The following is a 22,945-nucleotide window of genomic DNA, read 5'->3' as shown; positions in this document are numbered from 1 at the left end:
GTCGCTGGAGCGGTACGGATCACACGGGCATGCTGGGTGACGTCCTTCGGATCGGGGGACGGCCCCGAAGTGGGCCCGACGGACGCATCCGGATGCCTGGGGATGCGTACGGGGGAGGAGACACAGCCTTGACGAACACCGCATCGGGCGCGGGCGCGTCCACGCCGTACCGCGAAACCACCGCGGGGGACTTCGCCGCCCGCTACACCTCCGGCCTGCGGATCGTCTCCGCCGACGCGGACGTGGCCGTGTTCAGCGGCCGGTGCCCCCGGTGCGGCTGCGACTTCACGTACACGCACACGGGCCGGGTGTTCCGCAGCCCGCGCCGTGCGCCCTCACCGGCCCAGGTCCCGGTGATCTGCACCTGCACCGCCGATCATCCCGGGCGTCCGCCCGGGGAGGAGGGGTGCGGGGCGTACTGGAACATCATCCTGGAACGGGCATGACGACGCACTGGCGGGCGTCTCCCGGCCCGCCGGGCACGGCGGCCGACCGTCAGGCGGCGCGGCAGACCCGCCAGTTGCTGGCCGGCGAACTCGCCCGGGCCCGCGCGGCGGCGCTCGCCTGGCGCAACGGGCTCGCGGCGCTCTTCGTCGGGCTGCTGAGCTTCGGGCTGATCAAGGGACGCACCGACATCGGCAAGCTGGCGTCACCCTACGACGCCCTGGTGGGCGTCGCCCTGCTGCTGTGCCTGCTGTTCGGCGCGTCGGGTGCCCTTCTCCTGCTGAGGGCGGCACACGGGGCTCCCACGACGGTCCGGCTGCCCACGGGTGTCCCGGCGGTCTCGGCGGCGCTCCACATCGGTGACCACATGGAGACGCGGCGCTCCGTGCGGGCCCTCGGCCGCGGTGTGGTGCTCACGATCGCCTGCGGTGCCATGCTCGTCGCGGGGGTGGCACTGACCTGGTACGGGCCGGAGAAGGAGGGCCCCCGTCTGCTGGTGAGGACCTCGTGGGGTGAGGTCTGCGGGAAGGCGGAGCGGACGGAAGCCGGCCGCCTCGTCCTCAGGACCGACCACGGCGAGGTCGGTGTGCCGCTGACGGACGTCAGGCTCGTGGACGCCGTCGACGACTGCTCCGGGGCGGCGTCCGGGTGACCCGGGGATGCCCGCCGGGGCGTCCGCGCGGGCCTCACGCACTCTTTGCCTGCCATGGGGCCGTTCGGGACCGGTTCATGGGGAGGGGGTGGCGCACAATGGGATTGGGACGAGTGCCTTACTGCGGGGTACTGCGGGGTGATGCAGGATGCAGAGCCGGTTCCGGAGCGATCGGCGGCTGACCGTACGGATGACGGTCACGCTGTTTCTGCTGGGATTGCTGTACGTGGCGTTCGTCGCCGCGTTGATCGCGTTGCTGAAGTCCTGGGTGCTGGTCGTGGTGATAGCGGCGCTGGTGCTCGGCGCGCAGTACTGGTTCTCCGACCGGATCGCGCTGTACGCCATGCACGGGCGGATCGTGGAGCGGGAGGAGTATCCGCAGCTGCACGGTGTGGTCGACCGGCTGTGTGCCGTGGCCGACATGCCCAAGCCGCTCGTGGCCGTGTCCGAGCTGGACATGCCGAACGCGTTCGCGACCGGGCGCAACCCCGACCACGCCGTGCTGTGCGTGACCACCGGGCTGCTGCGGCGGCTGGAGCCCGACGAGTTGGAGGGCGTGCTCGCCCACGAGCTGTCGCACGTGGCGCACAAGGACGTCGCCGTGATCACGGTGGCCTCGTTCCTGGGAGTGATCGCGGGGCTGGTCGTACGGTTCGCCTTCTACTCCGAGCTCTTCGGCGGGCGGGGGCGCAAGGACCAGAACACCATCGTGGTCCTCGGTGCGGTGATGGGGATCTCCGTGCTGGTCTACGCGATCAGTTTTGTGCTGATCCGGGCCCTGTCCCGGTACCGGGAGCTGGCCGCCGACCGGGCCGCCGCCCATCTCACCGGCCGGCCCTCGGCGCTCGCGTCCGCGCTGACCAAGGTCACCGGGGACATCGCCCGCATCCCCACGAAGGACCTGAGAACGGCACAGGCGTTCAACGCGTTCTACTTCACGCCCGCGTTCGGCGCCGAGCCGGGCATCTCGCGCTTCTTCTCCACCCACCCGACCCTCGAGCAGCGGCTGGAGCAGCTCGCCCGTATCTCCGCGGAGCTGGGCGAGGCGGCCGCGCCGGGCAAGGCGGGCTGAGGGCAGATGGGGTTCCTGGACATCCTGCTGGGCCGGACGAAACCGGTGGCGCCCGACCTCGACCGGCTGTTCGCCCTGCCGTCGGCGGCGGTGACGCTCGAGGCCGCCGCCGGGTTCACCCCGACCGGGACCGGCGCGGTCTGCTTCGCCACGGTCGAGGGCGGAGCCTTCACCGAGGCGAACCGCGAGGTCCAGGCGCTCCTGGACGCCGACACCGACCGCACGGGGCCGCCCGTGGAGCTGCGGCGGGACGACTACGGCTACTCGTGGCTGGTGTCGCACCGCTCGCCCGACCAGCTGCCCGCCCTGGTCAACGATCTGCACGCGGTGAACAGCGCGATGGAGGTCAACGGGTTCGGGCCGCAGCTGCTGTGCTCGGTGGCCGGCTTCCGGGACGGGGGTGGGCGACGGCTCGGCCTGGTCTATCTGTACAAGCGCGGCACGTTCTACCCGTTCGCACCGCTTCCCGGGCCGGGCGAGCGCCGCGACAACGCGCTGGAGCTCCAGATCAAGGCCGCGCTCGCCGGTGATCTGCGCGTCGAGCAGGACCTCGGGCGTTGGTTCCCGATCTGGGGCGCGCCCGGTCTGTGAACGGGCGGCCCCAGTCGGGTCACTTGCTCTTCTCGCGGGCCTGGCGCCGGGCCTCGAAGGGGCGCTCGCGGCGGTAGCGGCGCTCCCACTTGGCCTGCTGGTCGCGACGCTCGCGGTACTGCCGGTAGGTGGCCGCCGTCCCCGGGGCGGCCCCCGTGCCCGACGATGCCGAGGACGAGCCCCGTCCGTACTGGACGTACAGGAAGAGCAGGGCGCCGGCGGCGAGCCACCAGGAGTGGTCGGTGAACCCCAGGATGACGAGGACTGCGGTTCCGGCAAGGACGATGGTGCCCATGACGGGCCTCCGTGGCGTGGGTGGGTGGTTGTGCCAGGGTGTCCGCGGGTCGCTGGGGATGGGCGGCCGCGGACGGTGCGTGGGAGTAGCCCTGAGTCCACCGGCTGATGCCGGTCCTTTCGGAAGCCGGTGGTGGGCGGCTCCGGTACGCGTGTCCAGCGTAGGGACACGGTTACGCGCCGTGCATCTGCTTTTCGCCGGGCTCGTGGACCGGTCTGCGGGAGGATGGGCGCCCTCGAGGGTGAGACGGGGAGGTTGGTGTGGGCGGGCGGCAGCGGCACATCGGGACGGCGGAGCGGCGGGCCCGCCTCGCACTGCGGCAGCGGCTGGCCGTAGGGGCGCGGGCGACGACGCCCGAGGAGGTGGCCCGGTCACTGGTGGCACTGCACGGAACAGATCCGGCCACCGTGTATCTGGCCGTCGGGGCACGGCTCGCCGAGGCGGACAACACTGTGGCGGAGGTTGGCCGGGCACTCTACGAGGACCGGACGCTGACGCGGATGCACGGCATGCGGCACACCGTGTTCGTGTTTCCGGCCGAGCTGGCGGCCGTGGTGCACGCGTCGACGGGACCGGCCAACGCGGCGAAGGCGCGGGCCGGGCTGGTCAAGGACATGGTGGCCGGAAGCGGTGGCCGGCTGACGGAGGAGTGGCTGCGGGAGGTCGAGAGCTCGGCGCTCGCCGCGCTGGCCCGCCGCGGGCAGGCGACGGTCGCCGAACTCACCAAGGACGAGCCGCGCTTGAAGGAACAGTTCACCTACGCGCCGGGCAGGAGCTACGAGAGCCTGCACACCGTGTCCTCACAGCTGATGCGGGTGCTCGGCGTCGAGGGGCGGGTGGTACGCGGGCGCCCGCTGGGTGCGTGGACGTCGTCGCAGTTCCGGTGGGCCGTCGCACCGCCCCACCCCGACGTCCCGTCCGACGGGGCGCAGGCCGAGCTGCTGCGCCGTTGGCTGGCGGTCTGCGGCCCGGCCACGGAGGCGGACCTCAAGTGGTGGACGGGCTGGCGGGTCACGGAAGTGCGCCGGGCGCTGACGGCGATCGCGGCGGCGACGGTGACGCTTGACGGTGGGGTGACGGCGTATGTGACGGCCGCTGACGAGGAGCCGGTGGCGGCCCCCGCCGAGCCCTGGGCCGCCCTGCTCCCGGGCCTCGACCCCACGGCGATGGGCTGGCAGGAGCGCGACTGGTACCTGGCCCCGGACCTGCGCCCCGCGCTCTTCGACGGCAGCGGCAACGTGGGCCCGACGGTGTGGTGGAACGGCCGGGTGGTCGGCGGCTGGGGTCAGCGTCCGGACGGTGAGGTGGTCTGGCGGCTGCTGGAGACGGAGGGCGGCGGACGGGAGGCCGCGGCGGCGATCGAGGCGGAGGCGGCCCGGCTGACCTCATGGCTGGCCGGCACCCGGGTGACACCGCGCTTCCGGACCCCGCTGGAGAAGGAACTGTCGCGTTAGCGGCACTCCCCCGGAGAAGGAATGTGAGCCGCACTCTTCGCAGGGTCTGGGCCGGCGCCGGGCGCTCCGCGACTGGAGACACCCGGCCGACGGCTCAGCCCCTCAACGGCAGTACCGCATCAGCGCCCGCACCATGTGGCAGGTCGTGTCCGACGGCGGGTGCACCCCGATCTGCTCCGCCGTGCTCCGTATCGTCTCGTTGTGGGCCTGGTTCGGTACGTACACCCCGGAGTCGAGCAGGGCGATCGCGAGACGCATCGCCTTGAGACGCCGATTGTGCGTGACGTACCACTCACGCGGCCGCCCCGGCGGGAGCGGGCGCTTGAGCAGGGGCGCGTACGGCAGATCCATGGGGACCGGCCGCCTGGCAGTGGACTGGGTCGGCCTCGGCTTGGTTGCGGCAGCGGGCACGGGCATCCTCCTGTCGCGGTCAGGGAGCCGTCCGAACACCCGGCAACTCCCTCGAACACTGCTTCAAGTCTACCGGTCGCCACTGACAATCGGGGAGTCCGCAGAGGCCGCTAAAAGCCTGGCTGAGCTGGTGAATTGATCTGCCGTCACGGCAGTTCCAGAAGTGTCGCGCGTGTCCGCGGAAATTCGAACAGAGTCCTTGGCGGCACTGCGTTCGCGACGGGCGTCCCGGTCCCTTGACGCCCGGCCGGGCGTCAACTCCGATGTGATCCAGGTAACTTCAACGACTTCCATAACCGCTGAGTAACCTCGTTCGGGGTCTCGTACATAGCGGCGTACCTATCGCGACCGGCCGCCGACGAGGTGGCCGGGGACAGGAGGCGCGCATGTCCCGTAGGAGAACCCTCAGCCCCAAGAAGAAGATCGCACTGGCGGTCACCGCGCTGGCCGTGGCGGGCAGCGGGGCCTTCGCCCTCGCGGCCACCTCGAACGCCGCGAACGTGCAGAACGCGGCGAACTCGACGGCCTGCCAGGGCCTGGCCACCGCGCTCGGCAACAACGAGTCGTTCATCGCCGCGCAGAAGGCGAACCCGGACGCCCAGTCGGCGGCGCGGATCGCCAACCGGGAGGCGGTCGTCGCCGAGATCAAGCGCAAGCAGGAGGCGTCCGGCTGCCAGGTCGGGGAGTCCATCCAGGCGGGCGGGGCGGCGCAGTCCGGCGGTGCGGCGCAGGCCGGGGGGTCGGCTCAGGACCCCCAGGCCGGGCAGGCCGGACAGCAGTCCGCGTCCGCCGCGCCGGCGACGTCGGCACCGGCGAACGGCGCAGGGAACAACGGGGAGGCCGGGAACGCCGGCGCCGCCTCGGGTGAGCAGGTCTGCAAGGGCTCGACCGTGACGCTCTCCGGCGAGGGCGGGGCCCCGGCGGCGTCCAGCAACCAGTTCCCGTCGGGCACGAAGCTGAAGGTCACCAACCTGGACAACAACAAGTCCACGACGGTGACGGTCACTTCGGTCTCCGGCAGCTGTGTGCTGCTCAACAACGCGGCCTTCGAGCAGGTCCGCGAGCCGGGCAAGTTCCTGATCCGCCGGGCAGTGATCGAGAAGGTGGGGTGACGTCAGCGGATTACAGACCCCACCAGGCGGTGGTCGGTGACCGCCGGGTCGCCGTACCGCAGCGGCCCGGCGGTGCCGGGGCGGCCGTCTGACGGGGACGGGGGGCGGGTCCTGCTGTTCGGCCACGAGCAGCAGGACCCGTCTGCGTGCCGGGCGCCGAGCGGCGGGCGTTCCCCCGGCACCGCGCCCGGCACAGCGTGAGGTCACGCACACACGCCCCGGGTAACACGGGGTTCACACCGGGGCAATGGCCGAGAAATCGCCTGTTGACACGCTGCCGGGCAGAAAACGCGGTGCCGTTGCGCCGCGGCACCCGCAAGTGCGCCAAGACCCACCCCCCGAAGGATGTGGCCCGTGACCTTCAAGGCTGAGTACATCTGGATCGACGGCACCGAGCCGACGGCCAAGCTGCGTTCCAAGACGAAGATCCTGGCGGACCCCGGGAAAGCAGCCGTGGCCGCCGAGCTTCCGATCTGGGGCTTCGACGGGTCCTCCACCAACCAGGCCGAGGGTCACTCCTCGGACTGTGTGCTCAAGCCGGTCTTCGTGTGCCCCGACCCGATCCGCGGCGGCGACGACGTCCTGGTGCTCTGCGAGGTCCTGAACACGGACATGACCCCGCACTCCTCCAACACGCGTGCCGCGCTGGCGGAGGTCGCCGAGAGGTTCGCCGGGCAGGAGCCGGTCTTCGGCATCGAGCAGGAGTACACCTTCTTCGACGGCTCCCGCCCGCTGGGCTTCCCGGAGAACGGCTTCCCGGCCCCGCAGGGCGGCTACTACTGCGGTGTCGGCGCCGACGAGATCTTCGGCCGCGACGTCGTCGAGGCGCACCTCGACAACTGCCTGAAGGCCGGCCTCGGCATCTCCGGCATCAACGCCGAGGTGATGCCGGGCCAGTGGGAGTTCCAGGTCGGCCCGCTCGCCCCGCTGGAGGTCGCCGACCAGCTGTGGGTGGCCCGCTGGCTGCTGTACCGCACCGCCGAGGACTTCGGCGTCTCCGCCACGCTCGACCCGAAGCCGGTGAAGGGCGACTGGAACGGCGCGGGCGCGCACACCAACTTCTCCACCAAGGCGATGCGCGAGGGCTACGACGCCATCATCACCGCGTGCGAGGCGCTCGGCGAGGGTTCCAAGCCCCTCGACCACGTCAAGAACTACGGCGCCGGCATCGACGACCGCCTGACGGGCCTGCACGAGACCGCCCCCTGGAACGAGTACTCCTACGGCGTCTCCAACCGCGGCGCCTCCGTCCGCATCCCGTGGCAGGTCGAGAAGGACGGCAAGGGCTATATCGAGGACCGCCGCCCGAACGCCAACGTCGACCCGTACGTGGTCACCCGCCTGATGGTCGACACCTGCTGCACGGCTCTGGAGAAGGCCGGCCAGGTCTGACCGGCACCGCTGCCTTCCGAAGGGGGCGCCCACCGCTCGGTGGGCGCCCCCTTCGCGCCGTCCGGAAGGAAGCGTCCGATGCGTGAGAGGAGACTCCTGCCCGGCCCGACGGTCTGGTTGAATGGAGCCATGGCCAGCATCCGGAAGTACAACGCGACGGGTCGCCGCGACCTCGAGCCCTTCTGGCCTTCCCGTCAGCACCACGACTTCGACCGGGTGTGTTGTCGCGCGAGGAACGCGCGGGCCCTCTAAAGCCGTACACCCCGGCCTTCGGCCAGCGCGCACGACGAACGTCCTCGACGACCCCGGCCACGCACTCGCGGTCGTCGGCCTCCCCGACGAACTTCTCGCGCGAAAGAGCTGACCTGCCATGGCTACCACTCGTTCGTTCCCGACCGCCGCCCTCAACGCCCAGACCGCCCCGGTGAACGGCCCCGTACGGCACCGGCTGCGTGCCGTCGACCGGGACGAGGTCGCCGGGGTGCCCGACTTCCTGCCGCCGGGCGCCACCTGGCTGCCGGCGCCGCCGCACTCCCTGCCCGAGCTGCCGGGCCGGCCGCCGATGATCGGCTATCTGGTGCTCGTACCGGCCGACCAGCGGCCGCCCTTCCTGCCGGTCGCCGTGCCCGGCCCCGCGGACGACGACGCCCCGGCCGGGCAGGCCGCCGACCGCACCACCGGTGACCGGCTCGTCCGCATCGACACCGCGCGGCGCACCGCCGAGGTGGCCGGGCGGCCACTCGACCTCACCTATCTGGAGTTCGAGCTGCTCGCCCATCTGGTCGCGCACCCGCACCGGGTGCACACCCGGGACCAGCTGGTCAGCACGGTGTGGGGCTATGGACACGTGGGCGACGGGCGCACCGTCGACGTCCACATCGCCCGTCTGCGGCGCAAGCTCGGCGCCGAGCACCGGCGGGCGATCCAGACGGTACGGCGCGTGGGCTACAAGTACGCGCCGGGTCGCTGACCCGCCGTATCGGCGAACGGATCTTCTGTCAGCAGATCCGGGTTCCGCCCCGCGGGCCGGCCGGGCACAGTCGTCGGCATGAGACTTCTGATCCTGGGCGGTACGGAGTTCGCGGGGCGGGCCGTCGCGGAGGCGGCGGTCGGGCGGGGCTGGGAGGTGACCGTCTTCAACCGGGGACGGCACGAGCCACCGCCCGGAGCACGGCTGCTACGGGGTGACCGCACCGCCCCCGGCGGCACGGCCGCACTGGCCGCAGGCGAGTGGGACGCCGTCGTGGACACGTGGTCGGCGGCGCCGCGCGCGGTGCACGAGTCCGCCCGGCTGCTCGCCGGCCGGGCCGGGCGGTATGTGTACGTGTCGAGCTGCTCGGTGTACGCCTGGGCACCCGACCCCGGCTACGACGAGGGCGCCGCCCTCGTCCAGGACGCCGCGGCGGACGCGGAGCACACCGATTACCCGCGGGACAAGCGGGGTGGTGAGCTGGCCGCACAGGCGGCGTTCGGCACGGAGAGGTCCCTGCTGGTGCGGTCGGGGCTGATCCTGGGCCGGTACGAGAACATCCACCGGCTGCCGTGGTGGCTCGACCGGATCGCTCGCGGCGGTCCCGTCCTCGCTCCCGGGCCGCGCGATCTGCCGTTGCAGTACGTCGACGTCCGGGATCTCGCGGAGTGGATCCTCGGTGCGGTGGAGCGGGGGCTGAGCGGGCCGTACAACCTGATGAGCCCGCGGGGTCACACGACCATGGGCGAGCTGCTGGAGGCGTGCGTACGGGTGACCGGGAGCGGTGCCCGGCTGCGCTGGACCGCGCCCGAGGCGATCCTCGGCGCGGGTATCGAGCCCTGGACACAGCTGCCGGTGTGGGTGCCGCCGGACAGCGACGCCCACGCGGCGCTGCACGGTGCGGACGTGTCACGGGCGGTACGGGACGGGCTGCGCTGCCGGCCCGTGGCGGAGACCGTGGCGGACACCTGGGACTGGCTGCGGAGCATCGGCGGAAAGGCGCCCCGGCGGCCCGGCCGTCCCCGGGTGGGCCTCGATCCAGCGGTGGAGGAGAAAGTGCTGGCCGGTAAAAGCGAGGACGGTGCAGTACGTTGAATCGAATTCAAAGAATGTCCGGCTACCCTTCTCAACTCCCTCTGAAACAGGGGCTTCTGTGAGCCTTGCGCCCGAAATGGCCTCATGAACCTCTAAGTTTTTCCTAGGTTTCTGAACACCCCACGGGCCTCCTGCGTATGGGATGACACCGCTTCACCCCTGTCGGGCGCCTCCGCCCCGAAAGGAAGTCAGAGGAGTTCCATGGGACGCAACACTCGAAAACGCCGTACGCCGCTGGCCACCAAGGCCATAGCCGCCTCGGCTGCCCTAGCGCTCGGTGGGGGCGGGCTGATCTGGGCGAACTACTATGCATCGGCCCACGAGACGAGCAACAACGCCTGGGGCAACCAGACGAAGGCCGCCGGCGCGCAGGTGGCGACCATCTCGTGCCCGGACGTGGGCCAGAAGCTCACCAACGTACCGAACCAGGCTCGGAACGAGGTCGCCGGTGAACTGGCCAACCTCGACCGCCAGATCACCGACGCCTACCAGCGTCTGGCGACCACGCGAGACGCTCAGACCAGGGATGCGAGTTTCGTTCAGAACTCCATCCTCCAGCCGTTGAAGGACCGGCGTCAGGCGATCCTGGACCGGATCAAGCTGGAGATCACCCGTGTCGGCGGCACGGCGCCCGGCAATCTGAACGTCCTCGCCTCCTGCACCGGCACCCCCGCCAACCAGACCACCGCCGGCGGACAGCAGCAGAACGGTGGACAGCAGCAGACCGGCGATCAGCAGCAGGGCGGTCAGCAGCAGAACGGCGGTCAGCAGCAGAACGGCGGACAGCAGCAGAACGGTGGTGAGCAGCAGGGCGGCCAGCAGCAGGGCGGTCAGCAGCAGAACATCGGCGGCCAGGCCGGCAACGGCCCGGTGGCGGCGGACTTCGTCGACATCACCAAGGTGCAGCCGAATGTCGCCGGCAAGCCGCAGAAGTCCGGCAATGCCTCGACCGGAACGTTCACCACCCGGTGCGGTGTGAACGCGAACAAGAACCACAACACCGACAACGTGATCGTGGCGCCCGGCGTGACCAATGGCGCGCACCACCTGCACGACTACGTCGGCAATCAGAAGGTCAACGCGTTCTCCAGCAACAACACGTTCCTCCAGGGCGGGACGAGCTGCCAGAACGGGAACGACCTGTCGTCGTACTACTGGCCGGTCGTCCGAATCCAGGACGGCAGCCAGGACTTCGACCAGAACGCCGACGGCGGTGGCAAGGAAGGCAACGTCGGCAAGATCCTGACCCCCGTGCAGGCCCAGATCAAGTACGTCGGCAGCCCGACCAGCAAGGTCGTCGCGATGCCGCAGTTCCTGCGCATCATCACCGGTGACGCCAAGACCACCACCAACGGTCTGGCGAACGCCAACGCGCACTGGAGCTGCACCGGCTTCGAGAACAAGGTCCAGCTGACGACGCAGTACCCGATCTGCCCGCAGGGCAGCAAGGTGGTCCGCACGTTCGCGTTCCAGAGCTGCTGGGACGGTCAGAACATCGACAGCGCCAACCACCGCACGCATGTCGCCTTCGCCGACGCCAATGGCAACTGCCAGAACGGCTTCAAGGCGATCCCGCAGCTGACGATGCGGCTGGTGTACGACATCGCCCCGCCGACCGTCCAGAACGGCCAGGTGAAGAACGCCTACGCGGTGGACGGCTTCCCGGAGCAGCTCCACAAGTCGGCCACCGACCATGACGACTTCATCAGCGTCACGAAGAACGGTCTGGCGAACAAGATCGCGAACTGCATCAACCGCGGTCAGAACTGCGCCTGATCCCCGAGTGGAAACGAAGGCCGGTGGCGGGTCATCCCGCCACCGGCCTTCGCCGTTGCCTGCTCCCGGTCAGCCGCTGTGCGTGTGCGCGTGGTGGTCGACCCCGATCTCGACGTCACCGCCGAGCGTGCCGCGCAGCGCCTTGACCACTCCGTCGTCCCCGACGGCGACCCACTTGCGGCCCACGAGGTAGTAGCCGCCGTAGTCCTTGGCGTCGTTGATCCACTCACGCTGACCCCGGTCGGTGGCGAAGGTGGCGAGCACGAACTTGCCGTCGGGATTGGTGCAGATGGCCTGCCGGATCTCGTCTGCGTCCGTCTGGATGTTCGGCTTGCACTTCACGTCCGCCGCCAGATCCTCCAGGCTGCCGGTCGCGGTCGCCGGGGCCTTGCCCCCGGCGCCGCCCGACTCGCCCGACCCGGCGCAGCCGGTCAGCATCAGCAGGGCGACGGCCGCACCGGCCGCCAGCTTCTCGCGCGTCCTCATGTCTTCCTCCGGTCGTTCCGGCCCATGCCGCTGGAAGCCCCCACGAGGGCCCTGCCCTTCCCTACGGCTGTGACGCGTCCCGTGCTCAACCGCACCCCGTCCACCTCCGGGATCACACAAACCCGCTGCCCCGATCGGCACGCATGTGCGAAGGTGAGCGGCCGGGCACCCGGGACGAGGGAGAAGCGTGAGCACGCAGGACTGGGACGAGCGGGTGGCCGCCGCATGGGCGACCCTCGACGACTACGCCGAGGAGGATGCGGCGAAGTTCCGGGCGGTGATCGACGCCCTGGCCGCCGAGCTGCCCGACGGCAGTCCGCTCGGCCCCTTCGAGCGGGCCTGCGCCTGGGACTCCACAGGCCACTCGGACAAGGCGGTGCCGCTGTACCGGGAGGCGCTGGCACGTGGTCTCGACGGATACCGCGGCCGCCGGGCGAAGATCCAGCTGTCCAGCTCGCTGCGGAACATCGGGCAGGCGGAGGAGGGCGTCAGGCTGCTCACCCCCGAACTCGACGCCCCCGGCGACGAACTGGACGACGCCGTGCGCGCCTGCCTCGCCCTGTGTCTGTCCAGCCTGGGCCGTGACCGCGAGGGACTGTCCCTGGTGCTCGGCGCGCTCGCCCCCCATCTGCCGCGCTACCAGCGGTCGATGGCGAACTATGCCCGCCTGCTGGTCGGACCCGGCGACTGACCGCCTGCTTGAGTGCCGCCCCGCGGGACCGGACGCCCACTCGCTCGCCGAACCGTGACGGAAGGTGCCGAGCCCCCGGACGGGCCGCTCCCGCGTCCAGGTGACCAACCACCGTTTCGTTCGTTCTGCTGAACGTGCAGTCACAGGACGTCGCCCCCCACCACGCATCGGCCTTCGGACCGGTCATCGACGTCGAGCAGGCCGAGGCCGCGCTCGTCGAGCACTACCCCCGGCTGGTCCGGATCGCCTATCTGGTGCTGCCGCCGGGCCTCGGCCGCAACCGACGGGTGCTGACCGCGCATGCCCTCGTCCAGCGGGCGCTGCCCCGCAAGCGCACCGTCGCCGCCGTGATCCCGTCGCAGAGCGGGCGGCGCCACGGCGCTCCGGGGTCCCCCCTCCCGGGCGAGGCCGACAGTCCGGGAAGAGCCGGGGGCCGCGACGGCGACCCGGCGTACCTGCTGCTGCGGCTGCGGGTGCTGCGGTCGGCGCTGGAAGCGGGCCTGCCGCTTCGGTGCACGGCCTGGCCCAAGCGGTCCCAGCTGCCGCCGCTGCTGCCCCAGGTGTGGGGGCTGCGGCTGTTCCCGCGCTCGGGCGGCGCCGACGAACTCGCCCTGGACCAGCGGCTGTCCGCGCTGTCCGCCCCGGCCCGCGCCGCCCATGTGCTGCGCGGTCTGGAGCGGCTCCCCGAGGACGGGGTGCGCAGGCTGCTGGGCGCGGCGGGCGTCGCGAACCCCTCGGCGGCGATCCGCGAGGCCGCGGCCGTACCGGCGCAGGACACCCTGCTGAACTCCGCCGAGTTCGATCCGTGCTCCTTGCAGGCCCGGCCGACCGACCTGATGCGGCGCCGGCAGCACGGCAAGGCCGCGCTCGCCGCCGCGGCGGCCGTCGCGGTGTGCGGCGCCCTGCTCGCGCTGCCGAGCGGCGGCTGGGGCCCGGACGGCGCGGCCGCCCCCTCCAACGCGCAGAACCCGGCCGCCCTGGCCGCCCTGGATCCGGACCGGGTGACGCGGGTGGCGCCCACCGTGTGGCGGACGTCGGCGCGCACCGACTTCTCCGTGTGGCCCGCACGTGGCAGTCTGACCGGTGACAGGGCGCTGCTGCGGCGGGCCCTGGCCGTATGGGCGCGGCCCGGGGAGTCCGTGCGGGTCTCGGCCACCCCCGGCACCCCTTCGGGCGGACCGGCCGGCCCGCCGCAGCTGCTCTACGCGGGGCAGGTCGACGCGGCCCGCGTGGTGATCTTCCACGACGGTCTGCGCATCGTGCGCTATGCCGAGCCTAAGGACGGCGCGAGCGGGGCCGCGCTCGACTTCGCCCGGGTGGACGCGGCGACCGGGGCGGAGGCGCAGGCGCTGGTACTGAACCGGGCCGATCACGACGTCCGCTATCTGACGGCCCCTTGGGTGACGGGCACGGCCAAGCGGGACCTGCTGAAGCCGTCGTCCGCGGCGATGGACCTGCATCCGGTGGACGGGGTGACCGCGCCGCTGGCGAGTCCGGCCCAGCAGACCGGCCCGTGCACGTCGTGGAACGTGCTCCAGCTCACGGACGGTTCGGGCACGCGGCTGCTGGCCGACCTCGGGGAGCTGGTCCCGGCCCGCCTCACCGTGGGCCGGCCGGCCGCACCGCGGGAGTCCTCGGGGGCGGCGGCGCTGCGCACCTGGGCGCCGCTGGCGTGCTCGCTGGGGGTGGTGCGGTCACAGGGTGTGCGCTCCGTGAACGCGTGGGAGTACGCACGGCAGTCGCTGCCGGACGGGTCCGGGGCCGCGGCATGGGTGTGCACCCGGGCGGACACATGGCGGGGCGACGTCCCACGGGCACTGGCGCAGTTTCGCACCCCGGGCGGGCGGTCCGCGGCGGTCGCGGCGCAGGCCGAGGGCGTCGCGGCGTGCGGGGCGAAGGACCCCCATGTGCTGGCCGGGGTGTTGTGGAAGTCGGCGGAGGGCACCTGGTACCTGCTCGCCGCCGGCAGCGAGGACACCGCGTCCGTCCGGGCGACCGGCGGGGTGAGCGGTTCGGCGCGGGGCAACCTGCTGGCGGTGCGGACCCAGCGGGGGGCGCGGGCCGGGCTGCGGGGAACGCTGAGGGACGGAAGGACGGTCGGCGGGCTGCGGTGACCGCGCCGAACCGGCCCGCCGGTCGTGGGGGTTCGCTGAGGAAGCTGTGCCGGCTTTGTGAACACGCCAATCGGATCCGGCCTGCTCAAGGCTGGATTCAATCGGTAAGGTGTTCGTATGACAATCGGGGTACGCCGCAGGATGGGAGTCGAGGAGCGGCGGCAGCAGTTGATCGGCGTCGCGCTCGAACTGTTCAGCCAGCGCTCCCCGGACGAGGTCTCCATCGACGAGATAGCGGCGGCCGCAGGCATCTCGCGGCCGCTGGTCTACCACTACTTCCCCGGCAAACTCAATCTGTACGAGGCCGCGTTGAAGCGGGCGTCCGAGGATCTCGCGGAGCGCTTCGTGGAGCCGCAGGAGGGCCCTTTGGGCGTGCGGCTGCTGCGGGTGATGCGCCGGTTCTTCGACTTCGTCGACGACCACGGGCCCGGTTTCTCGGCGCTGATGCGCGGCGGGCCCGCCGTCGGTTCCTCGCGGACCAACGCGCTCGTCGACTCGGTGCGCCAGGCCGCGTACGTCCAGGTCCTCGCGCATCTGGGGGTGCAGGATCCGCCCGCGCGGCTGGAGCTGGTGGTCCGCTCCTGGATCTCGCTGGTCGAGTCGACGGCGCTGATCTGGCTGGACGGGCGGCGGATCCCGCGGCAGGAGCTGGAGGCGCAGCTCGTGAACGACTTCGTGGCGCTGACGGCGGTGAGTGCCGCCCGCGACGACGAGATGGGGGCGCTGCTGCGCCGGGTGCTCCGCGACGAGCCGGCCGACGGGCCCTTCGCGGACCTGGCCGCCCGGCTGATCTCCCTGGCTTCCTGAGGACTGTCAGCTCTCGAACTTGCGGTACGACGCGTCCAGATCCCGTACCTCGGCGGACGCGTGCAGGACGAGAGGCCCGGCGGGCTTCGCATACCGCCGCAGCAGCTCCAGCGTCGCCTCCGTCAGCCTGGCCTTGGTCTCGTCGGTGCGCCCGGCCAGCAGCCCCACGGTGACATGCACGACGGCGTGACCTTCCGGGTCGGCGCCGACCACGGTGTCCTCGGTGCGGCGGAACTGCGTCTTGCACGCCTCGATCCGCGCGGCCGCGATCTCCACCACCTGGGCGTGCAGCGCCGAGGCGAACCCGTGCCGGTCGAAGGAGTCCGCGAGCGGTGCGGAGTAGTCGACGGTGATCTGCGGCATGAGGGTGCTCCTGTTCTCCTACGGGCGCCCTCACCCTAGCCCGGTAGTGCGGGGGGCGTGCGAGGCCGGGATTCCGGCCTCGCACGCCCCCCGCACGACGGTGCCCTAGCGCGCGGTCCGGGAGAAGACCGCCACGGTGCGCCCGGGAACGGTGAACGTGCCGGATCCCTCGGCGTAGGAGGCGGTCTTGACGACCGGGTCCGCGCCCGCGGCCTGCACCGGGTGCAGGGTGTAGCCCGTCCCGGCGAGAGCCGCCACCGTCTGCTGCTGCTTCGCCGGCGTCGCGTTGAAGACGACGACCAGATCACCCAGCTTCATCGTGATCACACCGGGGGTCTCGTTCTTCCCGGACAGCGGGAAGGACAGCTTCGACTGCACCTGACCCGCGGTGGCGAGGGAGAAGACGGGTTCGGCGGTACGGATCCGCAACAGGTCCCGGTACGCCGCGGAAGCACCCTCGATCTGCTCGCAGCCCACCTTGACCGAGGCCAGCAGCGGCTTGGCGTAGGTCCACTTGGACTGGTTGTCGGCCGCCATCGGCAGTCCCCGCCCGAAGCCGTTGCCGTCCCGGCAGTCCCAGTGGACGGCGTTGAACCAGTCGCCGCTGTCGAAGGAGTTGCGGTCCAGGGACTTGGAGCGCAGCAGGTCGGATCCCGCCTGGGAGAGCGAGGGGCCCTGCGAGAGGGTGGCCGTGGCCATGGCGAGCACCTGCATCCGGGACCGGTCGGGGGCGGAGGTGTCCTTCGGCAGCTTGTACGTCAGCGCGTCGAACAGCGACTCGTTGTCGTGCGCGTCGGCGTAGGCGAGTGCGTCGCCGGGCGCGTCCGCGTAGCCGGCGGGTGAGCCGTTGTAGTCGACCTCGGCGCCCGTGACCTCCTTGCCGTCGTCGTCGGTGAAGTGGTACGCGGCGAGGTTGCCGGTCAGACCGACCTTGATGAGGTCCTGGTAGTGCCGGAGGCGGGCCTTCTGCTCGGCTGTCGTGCCGTTGGCCGCCGAGGAGTTGGGGTCGGTGTACAGACCGGATGCGAAGCCCTGGACGCCCGGGTCGGAGTCGAAGGGGCCGCCGCCGCGCACGGCGTCACGGGCGCGGTCGGAGAAGGTCGCGATACCGGTGCCGGCCATGTTCTTCTGGGTGGCCTGCACAAAGCGGGCGTCGTTGGCGACCTCGCCGAAGTTCCAGCCCTCGCCGTACAGGATGATCTTCTTGCCGTCGACGCCGTTCTTCTCGAGGGTCAGCGCGTCGAGGGCCTTGCGCACGGCGAGGATGTTGGCCTTGGGGTGGTGGCCCATGAGGTCGAAGCGGAACCCGTCGACCTTGTACTCCTCGGCCCAGGTGACGATGGAGTCCACGACCAGCTTGCCCATCATGGCGTTCTCGGTCGCCGTGTTCGCGCAGCAGGTGCTGTCGGCCACCGAGCCGTCGGCGAGGAGCCGCTGGTAGTAGCCCGGCACGATCCGGTCCAGGACGCTGGTGCCCGCCTGGCCGCTCGCCGCGGTGTGGTTGTAGACGACGTCCATCACGACCCTGAGGCCGTCCTGGTTCAGGGCCCTGACCATCTGCCGGAACTGGAGGGTGCGGGCCGTGCCGTTCGGATCGGTGGCGTACGAGCCCTCCGGGACCGTGTAGTGGTAGGGGTCGTAGCCCCAGTTGTAGGCGTCCTTCGCGGCGGTCGCGGCGACGCAGGCCTGCTGCCGGTCGGAGTCGGCGGCGTAGGACGCGAGGTCGCAGTCGGGTGTCGCCTGCTCGGACTTCCTCTCGGGGATCGTCGCGATGTCGAACGCCGGCAGCAGGTGGACGTACGAGGTGCCCGCCTTCGCCAGCGCGCGCAGGTGCCGGGAGCCGTCGCCGTTCTTGTCGGCGAAGGCCAGGTAGGTGCCCCGGTCCTTCGCCGGCACGGCCTTGTCCGCGACGGAGAAGTCCCGGATGTGCAGCTCCTGGATCTGGGCGTCCCGGAGCGGTACGGCCTTGGGCTTGACGAGCGTCGACCAGCCGCCGGGCGCGAGCGCTCGGTCGTTCAGGTCGACGACGAGGCTGCGCTCGGAGCCGGCGGTGAGGGCGACCGAGTAGGGGTCGGTGACCTTGTTGGTGACCACCTTCCGGACGGAGGGCGCCCACACCTTCACGACGTACCGGTAGGGCTTGTTCTTCCAGGACGCGGGTCCGGTGACGGACCACACCCCGGTGGTGTCGTCCCGCTTCATGGCGAGGGTGGAGCCGTCCAGGTCCAGCTTCACCGACTGCGCCGTCGGCGCCCACACGGCCAGCGTGGGACGGCCGTGGCGGAACGACGGGCCGAGCACGGCCTTCGTCGCGTGGTACACGTCGTCGAGCACTCCGGCGATCTGGACGCCCGTCGCCGCGAGCACCGCCCCGTTGGCGGCCCGCTGCGAGGCGACGATCTGACCGCGCAGCGCGTCACCCACCCGGTCGCGGTCGCGCGGGTCGACGGACCAGGCCGTGTAGTCCTTCAGATGCGGGAATCTCGCCTTCTGGGCGTCGGTGAGCGTGGTCTTCCCCAAACGCAGCCAGCGCTCGTCGTCGCTCGTCAGCGTGCCGTCCTTCACGGCGATCGAACCGTCGCGGGAGGCCAGCAGCTGCGTGGAGGCAGCGCCCTCGACACCGTTCCAGGCGACCGTGTTCCGGTCGATCCAGATCGCCTTGGAGGTGGTGAGGTCCAGGGCGGCCGCGCTGCCCGCGGGCTGCGGCAGCAGGTAGTGCTCCTGCCCGTTGAGCAGCCACACCTCGTGGCCGTTCGCCTTCAGGTCGAGCGACTGGTCGGCCGGCAGGTCCTTCTCGTCGCCCTTGTGGACGATGTAGCTGAGGCTGGTGGCGCCGGCGGCGAGGGGCACCTCGAAGACCGCGCCGTACGCGTCGGTGCGCACCGGCTTCAAGGGACCGGACCAGTCGGTGGGGTTCGCGGCGCCCGTCCAGACGTGCAGGCCCCAGCCGTCGTAGTTCCCGTCCGCGCGATGGTAGTGGAGGACCGCCTTCGCCGTGTCCTGCGCCGGGTAGTCCGCGGCCGGCCTCTCGGTGAGAACGGTCTCCTTGCCCTGCTCGACCCAGACCTCGCCGGTCTTGGTGACGTCGATGGTGCGGTCGGCGGAGACGTCCTTGGTGCCGTTCTTGTCGATGACCAGGAACCCGACGTTCGAGGCACCCGGCTTCAGCCCGACGTAGGCGAAGGCACCATAGGAGTCGCGGCCGGCGAAGGGGTGGCTGGCCGGCCAGTCGGTCGCCTCGCCGTCGGCGAGGTCGCCCCAGGCGTACAGGCCCCAGTTGCCGTAGTCGCCGTCCGCGCGCTTGTAGTGGACGACCACGTGGTCGCGGGAGGAGGCGGTGGGGATCGGCGGGGCGGGTGGGGTGCCGGTGGTGCTCGTGGCCGTCGCGCTCGCCGTACGGCCCGCCGCGTCGACCACGACCGCCTTGTACCGCAGAGCGGTTCCCGCCGCAACGTCCCCGGCGAGGGTCTGGGTCACCTTGTACGGGGCGTGGTCCGCGGAACCGAGCGTCCGCCAGGGGCCGTTGCCCACCTGGGCGGCGAAGACGACGCGGTTGAGCTGCCCGCCCCCGACGCCCGCGGAGACCTCCACCGTGCCGGTGGCGCCCGCGTCCGGGGCCTTCAGGGTGATCGTCGGCTCGGCGGCCGGCGCGCCGAGCGGACGGGCGGCCTTGAGGACGACGGCGGACCGGGCCGGGACGGTGACGGTGACCTTCTTGTCGGCGTCACTCCTGACCGACGCGTCCGTCCCGTGGATGCCCCGGAACGTCATGTCCGCGGAACCGGTGGCGAAGGTGGCCGTCTTCTGCTCGTCGGCGTTGTTGAAGGCCACGAGGTACTCGACGCCGTCGGTGCCGGTGCGGGAGAAGGCGTAGATGCCGGCGCCGTCGGCCGCGTAGCGCTCGGTCTGGACGCCGTCGGCGAGGGCCGGGTTGGCCTTGCGGAGCCTGGAAAGAGCGGCGATCTCCCGGTAGAGCGGTGCCTTGGGGTCGTACGCGTCGCTCGCGTGGCTGCGGTCGGTGCCGATCTCGTCGTCGTCCAGATAGTCCCCGACCTTGGAGGCGAACATCGTCTGGCGGGCGTCCTTGTCCCCGCCGGAGCCCGTGAAGCCCTGCTCGTCGCCGTAGTAGACGACCGGGTTGCCGCGACTGAGGAACATCACCTCGTTGGCGAACTCGTCCTTCCGCAGCAACTCCGCGTCGGACGCCTTCGGGGCGTCCTGCTTCAGGAAGTACCCGATCCGCCCCATGTCGTGATTGCCGAGGAAGGTGACCTGCTCGTACGCGTTGGCCTTGTCGGTGGTGTACCTGTAGTCGCCGGCGAAGACCCCCGCGAGCTTTCGCGCGCTGCCGCCCTGGGAGGCGTACTCCCGGGCCGCCTCCTGGAAGGGGAAGTCGAGGGTGGCGTCGAGGCGGCCCCGGGTGACGTACGGCGAGGTGATCGACGGGTCGGCGGAGTAGACCTCGCCGAACATGAAGAAGTTCCTGCGGCCGTGCGCGGCGGCGTACCGGTCGAGCGCGGTTGCCCACTGCGTCCAGAACTCCATGTTCACGTGCTTCACGGTGTCGATCCGGAAGCCGTCGACGGCGAAGTCCCGCACCCAGCGCTGGTAGATCCTCTCCATGCCGCTGACGACCTCGGGACGCTCGGTCCACAGGTCGTCGAGACCGGAGAAGTCGCCGTAGCCGGCGTTCTCGCCGGCATAGGTCGAGTCGCCGCGGTTGTGGTACATCGTCGGGTCGTTGAGCCAGGAGGGGACCTTGGCGTCTCTCTTGGCGGCCGGGACGGTCGGCGTGCGCGGGAAGGAGCCCGTGCTGACGGCGGGGAACCTTCTCGTGCCGTCCGCGTAGTCCGCGTCGTCGAAGGGGCGGCCGTCCTTGGTCAGGTACGGGAAGGCTCCCTTGGACAGGTAGTCGTGGGACTGGCCCTCGTAGTCGACGACGTCGGCGGTGTGGTTGGTGATGACGTCGAAGAAGACCTTCATGCCCTTGGCGTGCGCCCGGGAAATGAGGTTCGCCAGGTCCTTGTCGGTCCCGAAGTGCGGGTCGACCTTGGTGAAGTCGGTGATCCAGTAACCGTGGTACCCGGCCGAGGCGTTGGCGCCGGTGCCCTGCACGGGCTGGTTCTTGAAGATGGGGGCCAGCCAGATGGCGGTGGTGCCGAGCCCCTTGATGTAGTCGAGCTTCCTCGTCAGGCCCTTGAGGTCACCGCCCTGGTAGAAGCCCTTGTCCGTGGGGTCGTACCCGGTGGCCAGACGTGTACCGGTCAGGCCGCCCCGGTCGTTGGACCGGTCGCCGTTGGCGAAGCGGTCCGGCATCACGAAGTAGAACTGCTCGCGGGTGTCGTCGTGCCGGGCGGGCTCGGCCGCGAGCCGGGCGTCGGACGGGGGCGCGGGCGGTGTGTCGGCCCTGGCGGCGAGGGGCGGGAGCAGCGCCGCGGCGAGCGCGGTGACGGTGAGGGCCGTGACCCTTCTCCGGCTGGGGGTACGGCGCCGCGGGGGCGCCGGCCATCTCGGTATCACAGGCGTGAACTCCTTGCGAATGCGGCTCGATTGGGTCCGACCCCTGCGCCGCGGGACGGCTTCGTCGCCCGGCGCCCGGCGCGACCGTACCGCCGAAGAAAGGCTTACAGCAAGAGTTATGAAACTCATAGCAAGGACTTTCAGAGCCAATCTTGCCGACTTTCCGCCCGCCCCGCGGTCGTTGGTTCCGGGCGCGGAGAAGCGCCCTCCGATGGATCTTCCGGGGGGCGCCGGGCCGTGGGTGGCCTGCTCAGCGGGTCAGCAGCTCGACTTTCCCGCGTAGAGGGCGAGGGCGGTGTTCGGGGCGACCGACGCCTGGAACCAGCCGCTGCCGTTCACCGTCACCGTCCGGTTGCCCTGAACATCGCAGTACGTGCCGGCGGGCAGCGCGGTCTCGAACCAGCGGTCGGCCGTCGTGCTCTCGTGGTTGATCACCACATAGCCCTTGCTGCCGCGGCCGAACGCGATGAGGTTGTTGCCGTTGTCCCACCACTTGGTGACCGCCTGTCCGCGCGTGGCGTTGCGGAAGGCGACCATCGACTTGATCTCCGGCCAGGCGTGCTGGCACTTCCAGCCGTCCTGCCAGCAGGCGTTCACCCGGCCGCCGTTGGGCGGGCCGGCGTCCGTGTCGGACCATTCGTAGCCGGAGTTGATGTCGGGAGCGCCGTAGGGCCAGGCCAGCATGAAGACGTTCGCCAGGGTGTAGTCGGCGCCGTTCTTGTAGTTCAACGTCGAGCCGTTGCGTTCGGTGTCGTGGTTGTCCACGAAGACTCCGGCGATCGAGCCGCTCAAGTAGCCCCAGCCTTCGCCGTAGTTGGTCAGGTACGCGAGCTTCTCGCCGGTGAAGACCCGCTTGAGGTCGTAGGCGTAGCGGAACTCCTGGACGTCGCCGTTGCCCGTGTACTCACCCGGCTGGACCGCCTCGCCCGCGCCGTAGATCACCTCCTGCTTCCAGTACGCGGACGGGTTGGTCAGGCGCGACTTGATGTCGGCCAGGTCGCCGGCCGGGATGTGCTTGGCGGCGTCGATGCGGAACCCGTCCACACCCAGGGTGAGCAGGTCATTCATATAGCCGGCGATCGTGCTGCGGACGTGCTCCTCCCCTGTGTCCAGGTCGGCGAGGCCCACCAGTTCGCAGTGCTGGACGTTCCAGCGGTCCTGGTAGTCGGTGACCTGGGCGGTGCAGTCGTCGAAGTCGGCGGACGAGTACAGGCCCGGGTAGTCGTATTTGGTGTACGACGAGCCTCCCGTGCCGGTGCCGGTGCCGGTGCCGCTGCCCGCCGACATGTGGTTTACGACGGTGTCCACGACGACCTTCACACCCGCGGCGTGGCAGGTGTCGACCATGTTCTTGAAGGCCGTGCGGTCACCGAGGCGGCCCGCGATCCGGTAGCTCACCGGCTGGTACGAGGTCCACCACTGTGAGCCCGGTATGTGCTCGGCGGGCGGGGAGACCTGGACGTATCCGTAGCCTGCCGGGCCGAGGGTGGTGGTGCACTCCTTCGCGACCGAGGCGAAGTTCCACTCGAACAGGACCGCGGTGACGTCCTTGGTGCCGGGCGGGGAGGCGTGCGCGGTCCCGGAGGGGACGGCGAGTGCGACCGACGCGGCCGCCGCGAGGGCGAGGGCGCCGGGCAGCGTTCTGCTGGCCATGTGTGGGGGTCCTTCTCCGTTGAAGGATCTGCTGAGGGGGTCTGGGG

Annotated in this window: 19 protein-coding genes; 13 read left to right on the top strand and 6 right to left on the bottom strand. The window is 71.1% G+C overall.

What is annotated here, in order from left to right:
• Positions 1 to 128: 128 nt before the first annotated feature.
• The 4 genes from ABZ876_RS16440 to ABZ876_RS16425 all read left to right on the top strand — a co-directional run bounded on the left by ABZ876_RS16440 (position 129) and on the right by ABZ876_RS16425 (position 2,759).
• On the top strand, positions 129 to 446 hold the full coding sequence (locus ABZ876_RS16440) for a hypothetical protein (protein ID WP_361780569.1): 318 nt from the start codon (positions 129 to 131) through the stop codon (positions 444 to 446).
• The gene (locus tag ABZ876_RS16435; RefSeq protein ID WP_361780566.1) at positions 443 to 1,096 is read left to right on the top strand and encodes a hypothetical protein; all 654 of its coding nucleotides are present in this window, start codon (positions 443 to 445) and stop codon (positions 1,094 to 1,096) included. The genes ABZ876_RS16440 and ABZ876_RS16435 overlap by 4 nt, the downstream gene beginning before the upstream one ends.
• 148 nt (positions 1,097 to 1,244) lie before the next feature.
• Complete coding sequence (gene htpX / locus ABZ876_RS16430; protein ID WP_361780563.1) at positions 1,245 to 2,168, top strand: zinc metalloprotease HtpX; 924 nt, start codon at positions 1,245 to 1,247, stop codon at positions 2,166 to 2,168.
• Between the two features lie 6 nt (positions 2,169 to 2,174).
• A complete protein-coding gene (locus ABZ876_RS16425) occupies positions 2,175 to 2,759 on the top strand; it encodes a hypothetical protein (protein WP_361780560.1) in 585 nt (194 codons plus the stop codon).
• Between the two features lie 19 nt (positions 2,760 to 2,778).
• On the opposite strand, the gene ABZ876_RS16420 is transcribed toward ABZ876_RS16425, so the two are convergent.
• Positions 2,779 to 3,054, bottom strand: coding sequence for a hypothetical protein (locus ABZ876_RS16420; RefSeq protein ID WP_361780557.1), 276 nt, complete (start codon positions 3,052 to 3,054; stop codon positions 2,779 to 2,781).
• 260 nt (positions 3,055 to 3,314) lie between these two features.
• Between ABZ876_RS16420 and ABZ876_RS16415 the strand changes: the two genes are divergently transcribed.
• Complete coding sequence (locus ABZ876_RS16415) at positions 3,315 to 4,508, top strand: winged helix DNA-binding domain-containing protein (protein ID WP_361780555.1); 1,194 nt, start codon at positions 3,315 to 3,317, stop codon at positions 4,506 to 4,508.
• Between the two features lie 102 nt (positions 4,509 to 4,610).
• Here the strand turns inward: ABZ876_RS16415 and ABZ876_RS16410 are convergent, their stop codons facing one another.
• Entirely contained in the window at positions 4,611 to 4,925 is a 315-nt protein-coding gene (locus ABZ876_RS16410) for a hypothetical protein (protein WP_361780552.1), read from the bottom strand.
• A 380-nt stretch (positions 4,926 to 5,305) separates the two neighbouring features.
• On the opposite strand from ABZ876_RS16410, the gene ABZ876_RS16405 reads away from it, so the two are divergent.
• The 5 genes from ABZ876_RS16405 to ABZ876_RS16385 all read left to right on the top strand — a co-directional run bounded on the left by ABZ876_RS16405 (position 5,306) and on the right by ABZ876_RS16385 (position 11,264).
• Positions 5,306 to 6,031 (top strand): hypothetical protein, encoded by a 726-nt coding sequence (locus ABZ876_RS16405; RefSeq protein WP_361780550.1) that lies wholly within the window; start codon positions 5,306 to 5,308, stop codon positions 6,029 to 6,031.
• 354 nt (positions 6,032 to 6,385) lie between these two features.
• Positions 6,386 to 7,423: a glutamine synthetase gene (gene glnII / locus ABZ876_RS16400; RefSeq protein ID WP_361780547.1), complete on the top strand. Its 1,038-nt coding sequence runs from the start codon at positions 6,386 to 6,388 to the stop codon at positions 7,421 to 7,423.
• 370 nt (positions 7,424 to 7,793) lie between these two features.
• Positions 7,794 to 8,393 carry a winged helix-turn-helix domain-containing protein gene (locus ABZ876_RS16395; protein ID WP_361780544.1) on the top strand — a complete coding sequence of 200 codons (600 nt, stop codon included), beginning with the start codon at positions 7,794 to 7,796 and terminating at the stop codon, positions 8,391 to 8,393.
• Positions 8,394 to 8,471: 78 nt separating this feature from the next.
• Positions 8,472 to 9,488, top strand: coding sequence for an NAD-dependent epimerase/dehydratase family protein (locus ABZ876_RS16390; protein ID WP_361780541.1), 1,017 nt, complete (start codon positions 8,472 to 8,474; stop codon positions 9,486 to 9,488).
• A 201-nt stretch (positions 9,489 to 9,689) separates the two neighbouring features.
• The gene (locus tag ABZ876_RS16385) at positions 9,690 to 11,264 is read left to right on the top strand and encodes a DUF1996 domain-containing protein (protein WP_361780538.1); all 1,575 of its coding nucleotides are present in this window, start codon (positions 9,690 to 9,692) and stop codon (positions 11,262 to 11,264) included.
• Between the two features lie 69 nt (positions 11,265 to 11,333).
• Here the strand turns inward: ABZ876_RS16385 and ABZ876_RS16380 are convergent, their stop codons facing one another.
• The gene (locus ABZ876_RS16380; protein WP_361780535.1) at positions 11,334 to 11,750 is read right to left on the bottom strand and encodes a hypothetical protein; all 417 of its coding nucleotides are present in this window, start codon (positions 11,748 to 11,750) and stop codon (positions 11,334 to 11,336) included.
• A gap of 187 nt (positions 11,751 to 11,937) precedes the next feature.
• On the opposite strand from ABZ876_RS16380, the gene ABZ876_RS16375 reads away from it, so the two are divergent.
• From ABZ876_RS16375 to ABZ876_RS16365, 3 genes are all read left to right on the top strand, one after another.
• On the top strand, positions 11,938 to 12,441 hold the full coding sequence (locus ABZ876_RS16375) for a tetratricopeptide repeat protein (RefSeq protein WP_361780532.1): 504 nt from the start codon (positions 11,938 to 11,940) through the stop codon (positions 12,439 to 12,441).
• Between the two features lie 134 nt (positions 12,442 to 12,575).
• On the top strand, positions 12,576 to 14,555 hold the full coding sequence (locus ABZ876_RS16370) for a hypothetical protein (protein WP_361780529.1): 1,980 nt from the start codon (positions 12,576 to 12,578) through the stop codon (positions 14,553 to 14,555).
• A gap of 117 nt (positions 14,556 to 14,672) precedes the next feature.
• Entirely contained in the window at positions 14,673 to 15,362 is a 690-nt protein-coding gene (locus ABZ876_RS16365; protein WP_361780526.1) for a TetR/AcrR family transcriptional regulator, read from the top strand.
• A 6-nt stretch (positions 15,363 to 15,368) separates the two neighbouring features.
• On the opposite strand, the gene ABZ876_RS16360 is transcribed toward ABZ876_RS16365, so the two are convergent.
• From ABZ876_RS16360 to ABZ876_RS16350, 3 genes are all read right to left on the bottom strand, one after another.
• Positions 15,369 to 15,725 (bottom strand): isomerase, encoded by a 357-nt coding sequence (locus ABZ876_RS16360; protein WP_361780523.1) that lies wholly within the window; start codon positions 15,723 to 15,725, stop codon positions 15,369 to 15,371.
• A gap of 105 nt (positions 15,726 to 15,830) precedes the next feature.
• Positions 15,831 to 21,245 carry a pullulanase-type alpha-1,6-glucosidase gene (pulA, locus tag ABZ876_RS16355; protein ID WP_361780520.1) on the bottom strand — a complete coding sequence of 1,805 codons (5,415 nt, stop codon included), beginning with the start codon at positions 21,243 to 21,245 and terminating at the stop codon, positions 15,831 to 15,833.
• A gap of 258 nt (positions 21,246 to 21,503) precedes the next feature.
• Positions 21,504 to 22,898, bottom strand: coding sequence for an alpha-amylase family protein (locus ABZ876_RS16350; RefSeq protein WP_361780517.1), 1,395 nt, complete (start codon positions 22,896 to 22,898; stop codon positions 21,504 to 21,506).
• Between the last annotated feature and the right edge of the window lie 47 nt (positions 22,899 to 22,945).

The sequence above is a fragment of the Streptomyces sp. NPDC046931 genome, assembly GCF_040644655.1.
GTDB lineage: Bacteria > Actinomycetota > Actinomycetes > Streptomycetales > Streptomycetaceae > Streptomyces.
This window is presented reverse-complemented; position numbering and strand designations above follow the sequence as displayed.